Source organism: Streptomyces sporangiiformans, from assembly GCF_005768555.2.
In the GTDB taxonomy this organism is placed as follows: domain Bacteria; phylum Actinomycetota; class Actinomycetes; order Streptomycetales; family Streptomycetaceae; genus Streptomyces; species Streptomyces sporangiiformans.
On the sequence record NZ_VCHX02000147.1, the window covers coordinates 66159 to 83166 of the forward strand.

The window sequence follows — 17008 nt, forward strand, 5'->3', positions numbered from 1 at the left end:
CTCCGGAGTGGGTCAACGCTCTTCCAAAGCCGCCCGATGGAAGGCCAACTGCTTGAAAAACGCGAGGAGTTGCTGGTCCGGTGGCGCCACGGCGAGTTCCCGGGCGTCACCCTCCACCGTTCCCCGGTAGTTCGTCATGTACGTCTTCACGGACTCCACGGCCATGGCTAAACGCCCTGTCACCGCGATGCTGCGGAACGCCGGGGAATCGGGGCCCCAGGCCCGGCGCCCCGAGGTGAACAGGACCACGGACGGCGGCGGTACGAGCCCGGATGTCAGGACGCCGAGGAGCAGGCAGGGCTGGGTGCCGTTGGCCCCGATGTCCACGATCACCGGGTTGGACGCGTTGCGGCCCACCTCGGTGCGGAAACGCCGGGTCAGTTCACCGCAGCGCGCCGCGAAGAAACCCTCGTCGATGCCCTGCCGGATCACCGCGTCCACCTGGGGGTGGGCGGTCCCGAACAGAGTCAGCGGCCCCTGGTCGCGCCGTTTGGCCTGCTCAAGGCCGTGGATCAGCTCCTCGCGAAACATCCGCGGGAACAACTCGCCGAATACCGCCTCACCGGCTGCCGCCCGCTCCCGGGCGGCCGTGATCAGCAGGTACAGCTGCGAGGCCAGGAGCCCGTTGTCCATCCAGGCGAAGTGCCGTCCGCCACCGGCACCGCCGACAGCGTTGTCACAGATCCCGTCCGCGCCGAACACCTCGTGCCGGGTACGGGCCAGGATCCGCTGCTCGGCACCACTGAGCAGCGAGAGTCGGCTCAGGTAGAAGGCGCGGGACGCGTCCGAGGTCCCCGTCCACACGTCGTACGAGATCTTCAGGAACTCGGCGTCCGTGCCGAGGAAGACCACCGTCCGGTCGTTGCCGAGGAGAGCCTTCCGCAGGAACCCGACCGTCTCGCGGCCGAGTTGGTACAGCGCCTCGTACAGCTCGGCCGGGTCCGGCGGACGCCCGCCCTGGGTCACGGCGGCCCCGGGCAGCAGCGTCGCGAGGTTGCGGCGGTACTCGGCGACCTCGTCCGGGCCGAGGGAGCCCGTCTGGGCGAGCGCCCGCCCCAGGTCCTCCGCGAGCCGGCCGGGGGCGAGGCCCAGCGCACGTGCCTTGCGCCCGGCCCAGGCAATGGCCTCCTGAGCGGACAACGGCTCGGGTGTGTCCAGGAGGTCCCGCGAGACCTCGGCCAGGTAGCCGGCGAACGACTCGGGGGTGGCGTCGCCGGGCACCCGCCGGGCCAGCCGCTCCAGTCCGCTCACTTGCATCCGACGACCATCGCTTCCGCCCCGGCCAGGTGCTCGGCGCGGATGTCCGTGAACCCGGTCTCGCGCAGCCACTCGGCACAGTCCGCCGGGGTGTAGTCGAAGCCGCCGGGCAGTGACAGGTGCATCATCAGGCTGAGCAGCAGTCCGACGACGTTGCGCTCGCGGTCGTCGTCGATCAGCGCCTCGTACACCACGACGAGCCCGCCGGGCGGCAGCGCGGCATGGGCTTGGCCCAGCAGGTGGAGCTTGACGTCCAGGTCCCAGTTGTGCAGGACGTGGCCGAAGATCACGACATCGGCGGCGGGCAGCGGCTGCCGGAGGAAGTCGCCGCCCTGGAAGACGGCCCGGTCGGCGAGACCGTGGGCGGCGGTGTACTTCTCGAAGCCGGCCCGGGCACCCGGCAGGTCGAAGCCGATGCCGTTCAGATGCGGGTGTGCCCGCAGCAGGTGCACGCCCACGGCGCCCTCGGCACAGCCGACGTCCACGAACGTCCGGTACCGCCCCCAGGGCAGACGGTCGGCCAGAGCCGCCCCGGACTCGTAGCTCATCGCGGTCATGGCCCGCTGGAACGAAGCGGTGCGGTCGGCGTCGGCGTAGGTGTTGTCGTAGAACTCGCGGGCACTGGAGGCGCCCTCCCGGGACCGCTCCGCCCTGAGGGCGGCCGTCAGGTCGTTGCCGAGGTGGCCGGCCTCGGTGAGCATGACATCGCCCAGGTAGGTGTGGGACGTGCCGCGGTCGAAGTACTGGGCGCTCTCCTCGGTGTTCGTGTAGACGCCGGCGTCGCGCCGGAGCAGCCCCATGGCCACCAGGCAATCGAGGAAGTCGGGGGCGGTGCGCTCGCTCAGCCCGAGGCGGTCGGCCAGGGTCGTGGAGTCGGCGGGTCCTTCGGTGAGCTGGGTGAAGACACCCAGTTGCATGGCGCTGACGAAGACCTTGGTCTTCCAGTAGTTCCAATGGAGTTCATTGAACAGGGTCGGTGCGACGACGTTCACGTCGGGCTCCTTCATCTGCGGTCGCGCAGGGGTACGGGACTGGACGACAGGCCGCGGAATTCGGCCGTACATCTGTCGGACAGCGGGGCCTGGGCGAACACGCCCGCCCAGACCTCACGGGAATCGGGCAGGGTGAACGTGCGGGCGAACCGCCAGTCCCCGTCCGCCGGAGTGCGGACCGGAGTGCGGAACAGTGCGGCGAACCGCTGTCCCTGACGGGTCACCAGGAGTTCGGCAGCAGGGCCGGGAAGGGAGGGTCCCATGGCCTCGTCGGAGTGCGGCAGGGACGCCACAGTGACGACGGCCCAGGACCCGGAGGTGGTGCGCTCCACGCACACCTTGACGGAGCCGGCGCCGGTCAGAACGACGAGCCCGCCCGCGTCCGCGAACGTGTCGCCGTCTTCGACGGTGACGTGGGCCTGGAGTCGGAAGTCGCCGTCGAAGCGCCGCACCAGGGCCGGCAGGGCGTCGACCTCCCGGACGGCGGGCATCGCGTACAGGTCGGCACCGGCCCCGGCCGTCAGCCGGAGCTCGCCCGACGACGGCCCCGCGGTCCACTCCGCCGGCGGTCCCAGCCAGGACCACTCGCCAGGGAAGGGCGCCCCGGGTTCGGGCCGGGGCGCCCTGGAGACCTGGGTCACGGCTGGGCCATCCCGCCGTCGACGCTGATGGCCTGGCCGGTGACCCGGGGCGCCGAGGCGAGGTACAGGACGGCGTCGGCGATGTCCTGCGGGGTCTGAAAATCGCCCTGCGGGATCAGGGCCCGCATCCGCTCCCAGCACTCCTCCTGCGTCTCCCCGGGGCGGACGAACTCGCTCAGCAGGTAGTCCCACATGTTCGAGCGGACGATGCCGGGGCACACGGCGTTGACCCGGATGCCGCTCGTCGCGAGTTCCTTGGCGAGGGACGCGGTGAAACCGATCACCCCGAACTTCGCGGCGCAGTAGTGTGCCTCCTTCGCGAAGCCCATCCGTCCGGAGATGGAGGAGAAGTTGACGATGGCTCCGCCTCCGGCACGGCGCAGCAACGGAATGGCGTACCTGGACAAGAGGAAGACTCCGTTGAGGTTGCCGGAGACGACGGACTCGAACTGGGCGAGCGTCATGTCCTCGACCTTGGAGATGTGGGTGATGCCGAAGGCGTTCACCACCACGTCGAGCCGACCGTACTCCTCGTCGACGCGGGCCAGCAGTGCGCGTACGGAGTCCTCGTCGCCGGCGTCCACATCGGCGGCGGACACGCTGAGTCCCTTGTCCTGAAGATTCTGCGCGAGTTCACGGGCGGCGGCGTATCCGCCGACCCGCTTGCTGCGGTAGTGGTTGACGTCCGAGGTGAGCAACTCCGCGTCGGCGGCCACCACGGTGGCGCCCTGCTGGGCGAACGTCTCCACAACGGCGGCACCGATGCCTCGGCCCCCGCCGACCACCAGGGCGACTCGGCCGTCGTACCGTTGCGGGTGCGTGGTCATGAGCTCTCCTTGTCCATGGCGATCGGGCCCGGCGAGCCGGCGGGCCCCCTGGCCGCGGCGAAGTCCGTTGCCGGGCACGGCGGTTGAGCGGCGGTCTGCCGGAATGTCAGGGGTTCGAGCAGCAGGGCGTCCAGCAGCCGGGGGAAGGCCCGGTAGTCGGCGAGGTTGCGTCCAGGACGGGCGACGATCTCGCGCAGTTCCGGGTGCGGTCGGCCCGTACGGGCCTCAAGGTCCGCGATGGCCACGAGCAGCTCGTCGTCGTGCCGCTGGAAGTAGTCGAGGAAGAGCCGCTCGGCCCGCTCCGGGTCGAGGCCGGGGTGGTCGGTGGGCCGCGGCTCCACCCGCAGGGCGTCGATGACGCGACGGTCGTAGGGGGTCTGCACGCTCGGGGCCCGCCCCTCCAGGGCTTGCCACAGCGCGTCGATACCGTACGGAGCGGTGTCCGCGAGCCGGGCCGGTGCGTAGGCGCGGCGGAGCAGCCGGTCGGCGGCGCACTCCTCGTCGACCCGGCCGAGCGGCAGGATCCGGCCCATGGTGAACTCCGTGGCCGTGTCCAGGACCGTGGGGATCAGGTTGGTCGCCGGGAGGAGCTCCACGGCGGGGCCGACGTCCGCCGCGAGGACCGGGACACCGTGCGCCAGCGCCTCGACGACCACCCGGCCGAGCGTCTCGCGCGAGGCCGTGCTCGGAAAGAGCAGCACGTCGACGGCCTGGAAGAACCGGCCCAGATCGTTCGGGCCGAGGACGCCCGCTGAGGTGACGTGCCGTGGGTCGATGCCTTGCTGTCGAAGGGATTCGAGGACGTGGACGGGCGCGAACCGGTCCGCGTTCGGCTTCCCCGCGAACAACAGCTTGGCCAGGCCGCCGCTCAGCCGGTGCACCCGGGCGAAGATGTTCACCACCTGATCGAAGTTCTTCGCCTCGGACAGCGCCCCCAGGTACCCGATGCGCAGCGGCGCGGTGCTTGGTGGCGCGGCCACCGGCCGCCGCGTCGGCAGCCGGTGGAGCAGTGGGTAGGCGACCGCCGAGCTCTCCTCACGGACGCTGTCGAACTCGCGGAGGTAGAGCCGCCGGGTGAACTCCGTCGGGAACAGCACCAGATCGCCGTCGCGGACGAGCGGCCGACACAGCTCTTCCTGCGCCCAGTAACCGGACCAGAGGCTGGTGTGGACCTCCCGCACGATGCGGTACGCGCCCCCGGTCCGCTCGCGCCACAGATGGTAGAGGAAGGCGTACGGGCCGCTGCCGGCGTACACGGCGTCCTGCGGCCCGCCCTCCCTCAGCAGGCTATGGAGCCCGTCCGGGCCCCGGGTCAGGTCGTGCGGGACGGCGCCACGGCCGTCCAGCAGCTCGGCCATCTCCCGGTGCATGAGGATCGCGCCGTCCACGATCCCGTCGAGATCCGGGGACCGGTAGTCGTGGAAGTGCCATCGCACGCTCATGCGGCGGGCCCGTTCTCCCGCAGGTCCCGCAACCGCTCGGTGAGCTGGGCGGGTGCCATGTCGTGCCGGGCCAGCTGCTTGTCGTGGACGCAGTTCAGGATGTCCCCGGTGACACCGTGCGCGGTCACCGGCAGCAGATGGCGGGCCCGCAGCCCTTCGCCGAAGCCGCCGGGCACCCCGTTGTACTCCACGCTCAGCAATGACCGGCAGCGCCGCAGCCGCTCGGTCAGGGCCGGGTCCAGGTGGGGACGCAGCGCCGCGCAGTGCAGATGCGGCACGCCGAACTCGCGGTTGGCCTCCTCGACGAGCACGGTCGCGTAGCCGAAGCTGATCACGGCGCAGTCGAGGTCCGGGGCGTCCTGTCCGTCCGTTCCGGGAGGGGTGATCCATACGGCGCCGTCGATGTCGGCCGCGCAGTGCGTGCCCGGTTCGGCGAAGCGGGCGTCCACCATGCTCAGAACGTGCGCGGTGGAGGGGTCGGTCAGCAGCCTGGCCGCGCAGGCCGTGAACTCGGCGGCGGTGACCGGCTCGTAGACCTTGGTGCCCATGACCTGGTCCAGCAGGTTCAGTGCGTTGCTCGCACCGCCCCAGGCGCCCCAGCTGCGGCCGGCCAGCACGAGGAGGTTCCGCGTGCTCGTCGTGGCCTCGGTGAGCATGCTCAGGGAGTCCATGTAGTACATGGCGTCGGTCGCGACGACCTTGACGGTGTCGTCGGGCAGGCTCAGTGTGAGCCCGAGGGACAGTGTCTCGGCGAGTCCCACGTTCTCGTACGGCACCGCGCCAGTGAGCCCGAAGCGGGCGGCCATGTCACCAGTGAAGACCGCTAGTTGACGTTCCGTCGCTTCCTGGAAGCTGGCCAGCAGTTTGCCGGAGGTGGTGGCGAAGGACGGCCGGGGCGCGGGTGCGGACGGGGTTGCCGGCGGCTTGAAGCTGTGGCCCTCCTTCCGGGTGGCGCACAGCAGAACCCCGCTGCCCGGCGTGTCCAGAAGCTCCCGCAGTGCCTTGGCGACGGACTCGGTGTCCTGGCCGTCGGCGTCTGTGGCCGTGCCGAGGTAGTGGGACAGGTATTCCCGGCTGACCGGGGCGCGCAGCGGCTCGATGCCCTTGCCATTGGCGTCGACGACGAGGATGAGGTTGTCGAGCCCCGCCTCGTACGCGAAGCGGAGGCACTCGAAGGTGACGCCCTCATGCAGTTCTCCGTCACCCGCCAGGCACACCACCTTGCGCTGCTTGCCCCGGCGACGCAGCTCCCAGGCCAGGCTTACGGCTTGGGCCACACCGACGCCGAGGCTGTAGCGCATGGTGTTGCGGAAGCCCCAGTTCTGGTGGACCACACCGGTGAGGCCGTCGCGGTGCAGGGTGGTCAGGGGAGCGAACGGGAAGGCGCCGCGTACGTAGCGCTCGGCGTAGAAGCTGGGGGCGATGTGGCCTCGGCCGACGATGAGTTCGGCGTCCGTGGCCTCCGCGTCACCGGGGTGGTGGCCTGGGACCAGGCCCAGGTCGAAGCAGGCCCTCACGAGGGGGAGCGAGGACAGACAGCTCTGGTAGTTGCCGGATCCGGCGATCTCGTGCATGCGCAGCAGGACCTGGGCGCTGTCATCGTACAGCCGCTCGGGCACGGCCGCGGCCACGCCGGCCAGCTCCGCCGAGGGCGTCGGGTACCGCGCGTCCAGGCGCGTCCAAGCTGCCAGTTCGCGTTCGACGGTCGCGGCCTCGTCCGGGGTGAGCCTGGGCATGGCCGCGCGGGCCACGTCCTCGAAGCGGTCGAGCAGCGGGGCGCGTTCGGCGAGGTCGAGGGACTGTGAGGCGACGGTCGTCATCGGGCACCGCCGAAGACCTCGTCGAGCGCGTCGCCCAGGACGGTGACGATCTCGTCCAGGTCCTCGTCCGTGGCGACGAAGGCCGGAGCCAGTACCACCCAATCGTCCTCACCACGGATGATCAGTCCGCGCCGCAGACACGCCTGGGCCAGCGCCTGCCCCGGGGATGCCTTCGCCTCCGCGGCGACCGGCTCGGCGGTCAGCGTCACGCCGTACAGCAGCCCGGTCGCGCGGATGACACCCCGCTCGCGCACCGCGCTCTCCAGCAGGGCGGTGAGTTTCGTGGACAGGCGCCGGACCCTGGCGGGCACGTCGAGCTCCTTGAACAGCCGCACCGACGCCAGTCCCGCCGCCGCGCTGACCGGGTTGGCCGCGTATGTGTGGGATGGGGCGAAGGCGTATGCGTCGTCACTGGTCGCCAGGACGGAGGCGATCCGCTCGCTGATGAGCACAGCGGCCAGCGGCGCGTAGCCGCCCGATATGCCCTTTCCGGCACAGATCAGGTCCGGGACGACGTGAAAGGTGTCGGCGGCGAACGCCTGGCCTGTACGGCCGAAGCCGGTCACGATCTCGTCGAAGACCAGCAGGATGCCGTACTTGTCGCACAGACGGCGCAGCCCGGGCAGGAAGCCGGGCGGCGGCGTCGCCATCCCGAGGAGATGGACCACCGGCTCCACCACCAGGGCGGCGATCGCGCCCGGGTCCTCCGCCTCGATGGTCTGCTCGATGAGGGTGAGCGCCAGATCGGCGGCCTCCTCCAGCGGCACCCCCAGCTGCCGGGCGACCGAGTGGGGCGTCCACACGTGGACGGCTCCAGGAACCCCGGGCCCGAATCGGCTGGTATCGGGGCGGCCGGTCACGGTGAGCGAGCCGAAGGTCGCGCCGTGGTAGCCGTGGAAGTAGCTGAGCACCTTGTACTTGCCCGCGTTGCCCTTCTCCCGGTGGTACAGGCGGGCCAGTCGGACGGCGGCCTCCACGGCCTCCGAACCGCCGTTGACCAGCTTGGTCAGCGAGAACGTAGCCGGGGCCAGGCCCGCGAGCTCAGCCGCCAGCTCGACGGCCGGGCGGCTGGTGCCGTGCAGCGGCGGGTTGAACGGAAGCCGGCGCACCTGCTCGGTGACGGCGTTGACGATCGGCTCGCAGTCGTACCCGAAGCAGGTCACGAAGACACCCGACATCGAGTCGAGGTACTCGCGCCCCGAGGCGTCGGTCAGCCGGATGCCCTTGGCGGATTCGAACAGAATCGAGTCGGTCGAGTAGGGCACTTCGAAGCAGAACGCGGACTTGTCGGTGAAGTCCCAAGGCGTGGGCTGGGTGCTCTTCTGGGTAGACGGCATCGTCTTCATCCTTCGGATCGGGCCACACTTCACGGGGGATGCGGCGTGGTTCGGAGGGAGCCGGCCATGGCGGGCCGCCAGAGCAGGGAAGGGGCGATGAGAAAGGAGGGGGGAAAGGGCAGTCGGGTCGCTGAGCGGGGCGTGTGGCTTGGCCCGGGGGAGAGAGGGGGAGAGGGGGAGGTCAGCCCGTGAGCAGGGCGTGAGTCTCGGTCATGTGGGCCGGGGAGAGCAGGTCGAGGTACTCGATCCAGAGGTCGTCGAGAATGTCCCGTTCCAGGATGTCCTTGGCGATGTCGACGACGACCGGGACGGCGTAGGCCATGAGAGTGGGCATCAGCAGCCGTGTCTCACCTGGCCCCAGCAGGCCGGCGCTTTCGGCGGCCTTTACGAACGCGGTCGTACTGCGCTGCCGTACGGCCCGGGTCCCGGCCACGTGGTCGGCGGTCCTGGCGATCCAGGCGAGGTCGAGCAGGCGGTTGCCGAGGCGGAGGTTGTCGAAGTCGAGGACCGCGCTGACCCGATCCTCCCGCAGTTCGTCGAACAGAAAGTGATGGCGGTGCAGATCGCCATGGACGACGGAGGTGTTCCGTGCGGCGTCACCATCTGCCGCCACGAACCGGTCGAGGAGCGGTTTGCAGTGTTCCAGTTGTCGCAGAACGGGGGCGATGACCCGACCCCACTCATCCGTGCGGTGCACGGCCAGCGGCAGCAGGCGCCCCAGCGCGTCGTCCAGGGCGACCTGCCATCGCTCTTCCTCGACCAGCGGATCCACCGGATACGGCTCAAGTGCCTGGACCAGACTGTCGGGCAGCCCGTCCAGGACCGACCGCAAGGTCAGCCCGGTGGACGCGACTCCCGCCGCCTGAGCGGATGTCAGGGTTCTACGGGCAGTGCCGGGGAGCAGCGGGGCGAGCTCGCAGTCGACACCGTCCCGCCTGACCACGGGGGAGCCGTCGACGGCCGGTACGGCGACCGCGACGGGGACGCCCTGCTCGGCACAGATCTTCATGATCCGCCGCTTGAGCCCATGGAACTCCAGCGGCCGGATCGCCGCCGCGTTGAGCTGCGCCTTGAACACGAACGCGGCTCGCTCGCCGTCCCGCCCCCACGGCAGGCTCACCCGCCACAGCCCGGAGGTGTGGCTGAGGGGGCGCTCCCCCGACGCGGAGGCCAGCGGCCGGAGAACGGCCGAACCAAGAGTGACGCCCCAATGAGCCTCGACGACCTGCGTGACCCATTCCGCGCTGCCGGGTCGCGGTGTTTCGTCGAAATCGGTGTTCCGTAGAGACTCCGCGGTCGCGTGCCCCAGTTCGCTGCCTGCCATCGGCACTCCCAGGTTCGATGGGTTGCGATGTCAATGCTGTCGCCGGGGCCGCGGCCGCCGCATCACCCGATCAAGCAGTGAGTGGCACTACTCGCCCTTTCGTAACTGGCCTTCCGCACAGAGGATTTCGCTCAGCGCATCCCCGTCCAGCTTCACCAGCAGCACATGGTGGTCGGACAAACCGGCCGGGTCGACGGACTCGGCCGAAGCCACGGCGGGCAGCAGGGCCCGTGACACGTACACCCGGTCGATGCGGGCGGCGGGGCCATGGGTGGGACTCGCGTGGACGGTGGGTCGCAAGGCCGCCCGCTCTCCCTTCGCCTCGGCGACATGACGCGCGACATCCTCCATCCCGGCGCTCCGCAGGATGTCGTCGGGGCACGTGTCCATGATCCGCGTGCCGCCCGCGCCGACCCGCGACCGGTGGACCCGGTGCGGCCGGTCCTCGATCTCCAGGAGTGCCGGCACGGCCGGATCTCCCTCGGAGCCCGGCACCGGGAAGGAGTTGTTGTCCCCGCCGAAGACGGCAGGAAGGGGTACGGCCGGACCATCGCCGCCCCGCCACTTCTGGTCGTTCCATGTGGTGAGCCACTCGGCCTCGACGGTACGCAGCGCGGACGAGGCGTAGTTCAGGTGATAGCTGACCAGCAGCAACGGGACGGCGGCGGGTCCGGCCGCCGCGTACTGGAACGTCAGAGCGGTGGGCGGCTGAGTCCACATCGGCCCTGTGCACGGCCACTCCTTCAGCGGCCGGAAGACCTTCGTGTCGACCAACAGCGCCGTGCAACTTTCGGGCCCAAGCCAGCAGCGCAGCCCCAGCGCGTGCTCCATCTCGTATGCGATACCACTGCCGTCGTCGGCGGCGTCCCACATCTCCTGGCGGAACAGCACATGCGGCTCCAACTCCGCCAGCAGCTTGTACATCTTCGCCCGACGTGCCGGATCCCCGAAGCCGTTGTTCTCGAAGTTACAGCAGAGGATGTTCACCTCTTGCACAGATGCCTCCGGTTGGTGATCGCCAATTGCGAATCGCCCTCATCATCGAAGCGCGCACGACCGCCGCAGAACACACGAATGCGCGGTATTGGCGACGTCGTCGCAGTCTCCGGTTGCCCCCTGGGGTGTTGGCGCAGATACTGCCGGACTCGATGACCGCACGGTGGTTGCGCGGGTCGGGGCAGCGCCTGACAACCTCGTCGGACGCGTCGAGGCCGCCCCGCCCGACGCCCCCCCGGCGATGTGTGTTCTGGACACCGGAGTGAACGAAGAGCACCCCCTTCTGGATACCGCGTTGTACGTGCGTGCGCACCTGTGGCGGGTCACCCAGGCCGTCAGGCGCGCGTGAACCCCCTGCTCGCGGCAACGACCCACCAAACCGTTTGCGTCTTCTGTCACCAATCGGCGCATCAGAGCAGGTCACATGCGGTCTCCGCTGGGGTGATACGTCGTCACCTGTCGTCGTCCCTGGCTATCCGTACCGTTGCTGGATCGGCGCGGGATGTAGCGGACGGTTCGTCAGCGAGATGGGGTGGTGACTCGGAGCGGGCGCTGGCCGCGGGTTCGAGTCCCCGGTAGGAGCCGCAGAACTTGGAAAGCCGGGTCGGCGTGGGCTGGCGAGGGTTTGCTGGTGGTCACGGCAGCGGTCTTGCTGTGAGCGTGGGACCCGTCGGTTCGACGACGGGTCTGCGCGCAGGCAGGAATCCCGGGCGGTGTGCTCGCTCAGGACATGGGAACGGGGTGTCTCAAGACATCAGCATGACCTCGGGGGCAGGGTCTGGCGATGTCGAAGAGACGTCTGGTGATCACTGCTGAGGTTGTAGAGGGCCGTACCCAGGGCGAGGTCGAGGGACGGTCCTGGGTGCCGGACCGGCAGGCCTTGTGCGGGATCTTGTTCGTGCTGCACACCGGCATCCAGAGGAAGTGCTTACGCGGCGGGGCGGGTCGCCCCGGGGCGGTCGCGGTATCGGGAGAGGTACTTGCCGTCCATGCGGTAGCGCAACCTGAGCGGCCAGCTTCCGGCCACCACCGGCTTGCGGTTCCGGACGAAGAGGGTGCGGCCGCCGACGTCCGGCATGGAAATGGCAGCCATCCGTGCTGCCTTGCGTGCGTCGAGTTCGACGGGGCTGCCCCCTGCGAGTGCCGCTGCCGCGTTGCGGGCCGCTGTTTCCGCTTGGAGGCGCGCCATGATCCATGTTTTGGGCAACTCCAGTCCAACTCCCTGTACGTCGCTGAAGTCGCCTGCGGCGAAGACGTTGCGGAACGCCGGTGCCGCCAGCGTGGCGTCGACCTTCAGCAGGCCTCGTGGGTCGAGAAGTTCGGCCGGCAAACCGAGGTCGGGTCCGCGCAGAGGGCTGGTGACAGCGATCAGGTCGGCGCCGATGGTGGTGTCCGGCAGTACCAGCTCGCCATCGCCGATCCGCTCGACGCGAGCGTGCCGGACGACGTCGAAGCCGACGGCGCTTGCGACGGTCACCAGCCGATCGGCCGCCTTAGTGCCGAACTGACGGTCCAAGGCGTCATCGTGCTCGACGGCGAGGATGTGGAGGGCATTCCGCCCGGCGGCGCGCATGGCCCGGGCGACCCAGCCGGCGTACTCCAGTCCCGGACCGATCCGTTCACCGGTCAGGAGGAATGCGACGGTTCCCTCCTCCAGTTCCTTCAGCCGGTCCAGGAGCTCTCGCGCCTCGGAGGGGTCGCAGGGGAACGCGGCGTGCTCGTCGCCGCCCGGGATGCGCTGCCGGTCCGCGGGAGCGCCGGGGGCGAGGATCAGCTGGCTGTACTCCACGCGCTTGCCGGTGGACGTCAGGGCGAGCTCGCGGGCCGCCAGGTCGACTGTGCTCACCCCGTCCTCGATGTGTTCGAAACCGTGACGGGAGGCGATGCCGGACAGCGGGATGGACAGATCCTGTGCAGGGACGGCGGCTGCGGGGAGGTAGACCAGCCAGGGGCGGTAGAACAGGTCGGGTTCCGGACTGATGAGCGCGACGCTCGCGTCCGGGGCCTGTCGCCGCACGGCGGCCGCCGCGTCCACGCCCGCCGCACCTCCTCCGACCACCACGACATCGAATTTCATGGAAACGATTTCCCCTCGGCGACGCTGGTTACAGAGCGTGAACGTACTTGACAGGTTGAACTACTGCGGACCACAGTACATGACGTCGGTATGCGACATACCTTCAGTTCAATGGGGGCTTTGTGAACAACGGGGAAGGCCTGGCCATGTGGAGTTTTGGTGAGGCGAACGGTGAAGCGAACACCGGAAGCAGGTACGAGGCAGGCAGGAGGCATGGGGGCGGCAGGACGCCCTTGTCCTTAACGGACGATCACCAGGCACGGAACGCTCGCAGCAACACCGCGGGGGTCCGATGTCCGGTGGGCCCATGATCGGAGCGACCGCAGCACACACCCCTGCTCCGCTGACCGACGCGTGCCCCGACTGCGAAAGCACCACCACCGTCCTGATCGAGCCGCACACCGTGACCCGCACCGGGTTGCGGCACATGCTCGAGGAGGCCGGCCTGGGGGCCGACGTCGTGGCCGTCGCGACTCCGGACGACGTACCGGCGGAACGCCTTGGCACCTGCGTGACGCTCATGCTCTCGGTCAGATCTCTCTCGGGCGTGCCGAGTTCCTTGAGCCCACTGCTGGCCCGCCCATGCACGCGGCTTGTTCTGCTCGCCGGTGCCCTGGACAGGGACCGGCTGCATCTTGCCGCCGAGTTGCCGGTCGATGCTGTGGTGCGTGAGCAGGATCTCTCCGTGGAGTCGCTGGCCGAGATGCTCGGTGCACTTCGCCGGGGGATGGTCTCCGTCACCAGGAACACGATGCGGGAGTTGCTGGCACTCGCCACGGATTCGGCGGGGACCTGGGCAGCGACCCGACCACCGCTCAGCGCTCGTGAACTGGACACGCTGCGGCTCATGTCCGCGGGGCTGAGCAACCGCCAGATAGCCAAGCGCATGTGCATCACCGTGCACGGAGTGAAACGCCACGTGGCCAACATCCTGGTGAAGCTCGGCTGCCAGAACCGCACCATGGCGGTCACGCTGGGTCTGCGACTGGGATTGGTCGACTGGGACACGGCGACCAGAAACTAGGAGCCGCGGGGCTTCCGTCCGGTCCTCTTCCGGTGAGATACGGGGAAGCCCCACGGCCGCTTGGAACACTTGTCATCGCGTGGCGTGCCGAGGCCACAGGACCGACGTAAGCCGGTCGCTGAACCCCACTGGATCTTCCAGGTGGAAGAAGTGGCCACCGGCCAGCTCCGTGAGCGTGAAGTCCGACCGAGTCTCCAGCTTCCATGCCTCCATGTCCCCAGCCGACGCCTCGGGATCGTCCCGGCCGGCGAACACGTGCAGCGGACAGCTCAAGGGCGGACCCGCACGGTACTCGTACGTCTCGAAGACGGCGAAGTCCGCACGCAGCGTCGGCAGCAGAAGCTCCCGCAAGGCACCGTTGCCGGTGATCTCCGCAGGAATCCCGTTCAAGTCGGCCGCGCTCAGCCACAGTTCGTCGTCCTCCATCAGGCGGCGCTGCGGCAGAGCGGCCCGCTCGGGCGACCGGGGTGCCTGGCAGCCGGAGACCACCAGGGCCTCCGCTCGCAGACCGAAGCGGGCCTGAAGTACCCGGGCCAGCTCGAAAGCGACGAAGCCGCCCATGCTGTGTCCCCACAGGGCGAACCGGCCGCGGAGCTCGGGCACCAGCGCGGGCAAGGCGGCCCGGACCACACGCGGCAGACTGTCCAGGGCCGGTTCACCGACCCGGGACTCCCGGCCCGGTAGATGCACGAGCCGCAGAGAGACGTGTGGGGCGAGCTGCCGCGCGAAAGCCCGGTACACACCGGGCCCAGCCCCCGCGTGCGGTACGCACACCAGGGTCAGGGCCTGAGGTGACACCGGCACCTGAGGCTTGAGGAGCCACGGAGCCGTGCCCCCACCGGGGCGGGAGGCGGTCGAACTGGACTGGTACATGCGTGATCTCTCCTCCGTGGTGGTCTCGGCGCTGCCGAGCGCTCACCGAACCGAGTGCAGAACGTCCAGGCCGCCCTGTTCGTAGAGGCGGCGTGCTGCCTGCCGCTGCCTCTTTCCGGATGACGTCTTCGGGAGCGTCCCGGGCTTGATGAACAGGACCTCGTACGGGGCGTGCTCGGACGTCTCGCACAGGCTGTCCATCACATGACGGCAGAGTGCCTCCAGATCGGCGCCGGCGCTGCGCCCCTCGGCCACGACCACCATGCGCTCCCGGTCCGGCAGCGAGAACGCCACGACGTTGCCCGCCCGCACGCCGGGAACCCGCTCGGCGACCATCTCGTAGTCCTCGGGGTAGAGGTTGCGACCGCCCACGATGACCATGTCCTTGAGCCGGCCGCAGATCACGAGTTCCCCCTGGTCGAGGAACCCCAGGTCCCCCGTGGCCAGCCAGCCGTCCTGGTGGGAGTCGTCGGAATCGACCTGTCCTCCCGCCGTCCAGTAGCCCGGCGTCACACCAGGGCCCTTGACGAAGACCTCACCGACCGTGCCGGCAGAGAGGGCGCGGCCTTCCGGGTCGCTGATACGGACCTCGGTTCCGGGGATCGGCCGACCGCAGCTCACCAGAGGGCGTGTCGGTGCGGCCTGGCCGCCCGGGGATCCACCCTCTCCGCGGTCGCCGACAGGGGCGACGACACGCACCGGACTGGCGTGGTCGCTACCGGAGACCGCGAGCGTCGCCTCGGCCAGGCCGTACATCGGACACATGGCGTCGGCGCCGAAGCCGTACTGGCCGAGTACATCCTGGGTCGCGGCGAGGGCGTCGGCGTCGATGGCCTCCGCGCCGTTGATGGCGACGCGCAGCCCGGACAGGTTCAGCGCGGCCGGGCGCAGTGCCTGCATCTTGGCGGCCAGGCCGTACGCGAAGTTGGGGGCCGCGGTGAGCGTGCCGCCGTAGTCGCTGATCGTCCGCATCCAGCATGCGGGCTGCTGCATGAACGTCTCGGTGGCCATGATGACCGAGTGCGCTCCGCCGGCGGCGACGCCCGCCAGGGAGACGATCCCCATGTCGTGGTAGAGGGGGAGCCAGCTGACGTACGTGTGGTCGGGACCGAACCCGGTGCGCTCGCCCACGGCCGCGATGTTGCCTATCAGCTGGGCCTGGGTCACCGGGACGGCGCGGGACAGCGCCGTCGTCCCCGACGTGAACTGCAGCAGGCCGATGCTGTCCGGGGACGGCATCGGCAGCTCCGCGCCAGGGGCGGTGGTGCACGTGCGCAGCTGGCGCAGGCTCACCGTGGGCACGGCGACCCGCCCGGCGAACAGTTCGGCGCTCTTCTCGGTTGTCACCAGGAGCACGGGCGCCGCGGCCTTGATCCTCCGCCGCACCTCCTCGACGAACGCCTCGGCGTCTGTGCGCTGAGGGCGTGGCAGGACCACCGGGACCGCGCCGAGCCGCCAGATGCCGAAGAGCGTGATGAGAAGGTCCTTGGTCGTGGGCGACAGCAGACAGACGCGGTCGCCCGCGGAGACTCCCTTGGCCCGCAGTGCCCGGGCCGCCTGCTCGGCCAGCTCCGCGAGCTCGTCGTAACCGATACGGCTGGGGCTCAGATCGGCGCCGAGCACCGTCAGCCCCGCGCCGGCGCGAGCCTTGAGCAACCCCTCGCTGATCGAATAACCACTCGCCTCCGATACGAGGAAGGACCGGTTCGGGACAGGGTGGGACGCCACGGCTACCTCCGCCATCGGTGATGTGTGGCGCCGACGCTAGGAGGTCTGCAGCCGATGCCGCATGCGGCCGACGGCTACCTCTTCGGGGCGAGGCGGATGGTCGGAAGACGTAGCCATGTGGCCACCATCCATCTCTCTGCTCCGACGGGCGTTGTGACGTGCCGTCCCGGGAGGAAGCGTCAAGGCCCTGTGCCCTGAACCTCGAAAGCACGAGGAGTGACCGCCGTGGATGCTGCGTCCTTCCCCACCCCCACCGGACTCGACCTGACCGACCCCGAGTTCGTGGAACTGCTCCTGCGGGAGGAGAACATCGCGCGACGCCGCGACCTGTTGTCCGGTGCCCTGCTGTCGTTCCTCGTCCGCACCGGCTCCCTCGACCGGGGCGCGGACATCGAGACGACCACCGCGCTGGAGTCGCTGGTCGCGGTGGAACTCAACGCGGTTGTGGAAGCCCGGCTCGGTGTGGAGCTCGGCCTCCAGGAGCTGCGTCGCGCCCTGAGCGCGCGGCAACTCGCCGAGCGGATCCTGGAGTTGCTGGAGGACGCGTCGGCTCCGCTGACGGGCAACGTGGTGGCACCGGACGACGAGGCCCGGTTCGAGCCGTTCGGGCTGACGGATCTGCAGCAGGCGTATCTGCTGGGCCGTGGCGGGTTTTTCGCGTTGGGGAATG

14 protein-coding genes are annotated in these 17008 nt (G+C 69.7%); 2 read left to right on the top strand and 12 right to left on the bottom strand.

The features are described from left to right. Positions 1–12: 12 nt before the first annotated feature. The 10 genes from FGD71_RS22610 to FGD71_RS22655 all read right to left on the bottom strand — a co-directional run bounded on the left by FGD71_RS22610 (position 13) and on the right by FGD71_RS22655 (position 12713). Positions 13–1257 (bottom strand): hypothetical protein, encoded by a 1245-nt coding sequence (locus tag FGD71_RS22610; protein ID WP_140935930.1) that lies wholly within the window; start codon positions 1255–1257, stop codon positions 13–15. Beyond that, positions 1248–2249, bottom strand: coding sequence for an acetylserotonin O-methyltransferase (locus FGD71_RS22615; RefSeq protein ID WP_240436714.1), 1002 nt, complete (start codon positions 2247–2249; stop codon positions 1248–1250). Before FGD71_RS22615 ends, FGD71_RS22610 begins: the two co-directional genes overlap by 10 nt. 11 nt (positions 2250–2260) lie before the next feature. After that, the gene (locus tag FGD71_RS22620) at positions 2261–2890 is read right to left on the bottom strand and encodes a DUF1349 domain-containing protein (RefSeq protein ID WP_119102324.1); all 630 of its coding nucleotides are present in this window, start codon (positions 2888–2890) and stop codon (positions 2261–2263) included. Next, positions 2887–3717: an SDR family NAD(P)-dependent oxidoreductase gene (locus FGD71_RS22625; RefSeq protein WP_119102325.1), complete on the bottom strand. Its 831-nt coding sequence runs from the start codon at positions 3715–3717 to the stop codon at positions 2887–2889. Before FGD71_RS22625 ends, FGD71_RS22620 begins: the two co-directional genes overlap by 4 nt. Then, the gene (locus tag FGD71_RS22630) at positions 3714–5159 is read right to left on the bottom strand and encodes a glycosyltransferase (protein ID WP_240436715.1); all 1446 of its coding nucleotides are present in this window, start codon (positions 5157–5159) and stop codon (positions 3714–3716) included. The genes FGD71_RS22625 and FGD71_RS22630 overlap by 4 nt, the downstream gene beginning before the upstream one ends. Next, positions 5156–6979: a 1-deoxy-D-xylulose-5-phosphate synthase N-terminal domain-containing protein gene (locus FGD71_RS22635; protein WP_119102326.1), complete on the bottom strand. Its 1824-nt coding sequence runs from the start codon at positions 6977–6979 to the stop codon at positions 5156–5158. Before FGD71_RS22635 ends, FGD71_RS22630 begins: the two co-directional genes overlap by 4 nt. Further along, positions 6976–8316 (bottom strand): aminotransferase family protein, encoded by a 1341-nt coding sequence (locus tag FGD71_RS22640; RefSeq protein WP_119102327.1) that lies wholly within the window; start codon positions 8314–8316, stop codon positions 6976–6978. Before FGD71_RS22640 ends, FGD71_RS22635 begins: the two co-directional genes overlap by 4 nt. A gap of 181 nt (positions 8317–8497) precedes the next feature. Then, entirely contained in the window at positions 8498–9640 is a 1143-nt protein-coding gene (locus FGD71_RS22645; protein WP_119102328.1) for a phosphotransferase, read from the bottom strand. Between the two features lie 87 nt (positions 9641–9727). Next, positions 9728–10636 carry an endonuclease/exonuclease/phosphatase family protein gene (locus FGD71_RS22650; protein WP_119102329.1) on the bottom strand — a complete coding sequence of 303 codons (909 nt, stop codon included), beginning with the start codon at positions 10634–10636 and terminating at the stop codon, positions 9728–9730. Positions 10637–11564: 928 nt separating this feature from the next. Continuing rightward, on the bottom strand, positions 11565–12713 hold the full coding sequence (locus FGD71_RS22655) for an FAD-dependent oxidoreductase (protein WP_119102331.1): 1149 nt from the start codon (positions 12711–12713) through the stop codon (positions 11565–11567). Positions 12714–13020: 307 nt separating this feature from the next. Between FGD71_RS22655 and FGD71_RS22660 the strand changes: the two genes are divergently transcribed. Continuing rightward, positions 13021–13737, top strand: coding sequence for a response regulator transcription factor (locus tag FGD71_RS22660; RefSeq protein WP_162931205.1), 717 nt, complete (start codon positions 13021–13023; stop codon positions 13735–13737). A 72-nt stretch (positions 13738–13809) separates the two neighbouring features. Here FGD71_RS22660 and FGD71_RS22665 read toward each other — a convergent pair whose 3' ends face one another. Then, positions 13810–14610: a thioesterase II family protein gene (locus tag FGD71_RS22665; RefSeq protein WP_119102333.1), complete on the bottom strand. Its 801-nt coding sequence runs from the start codon at positions 14608–14610 to the stop codon at positions 13810–13812. A 42-nt stretch (positions 14611–14652) separates the two neighbouring features. After that, a complete protein-coding gene (locus FGD71_RS22670) occupies positions 14653–16338 on the bottom strand; it encodes an AMP-binding protein (protein WP_219925797.1) in 1686 nt (561 codons plus the stop codon). A 225-nt stretch (positions 16339–16563) separates the two neighbouring features. On the opposite strand from FGD71_RS22670, the gene FGD71_RS22675 reads away from it, so the two are divergent. Beyond that, the coding region (locus FGD71_RS22675; RefSeq protein ID WP_140935931.1) for a hypothetical protein at positions 16564–17008 on the top strand (445 nt) is incomplete at its 3' end.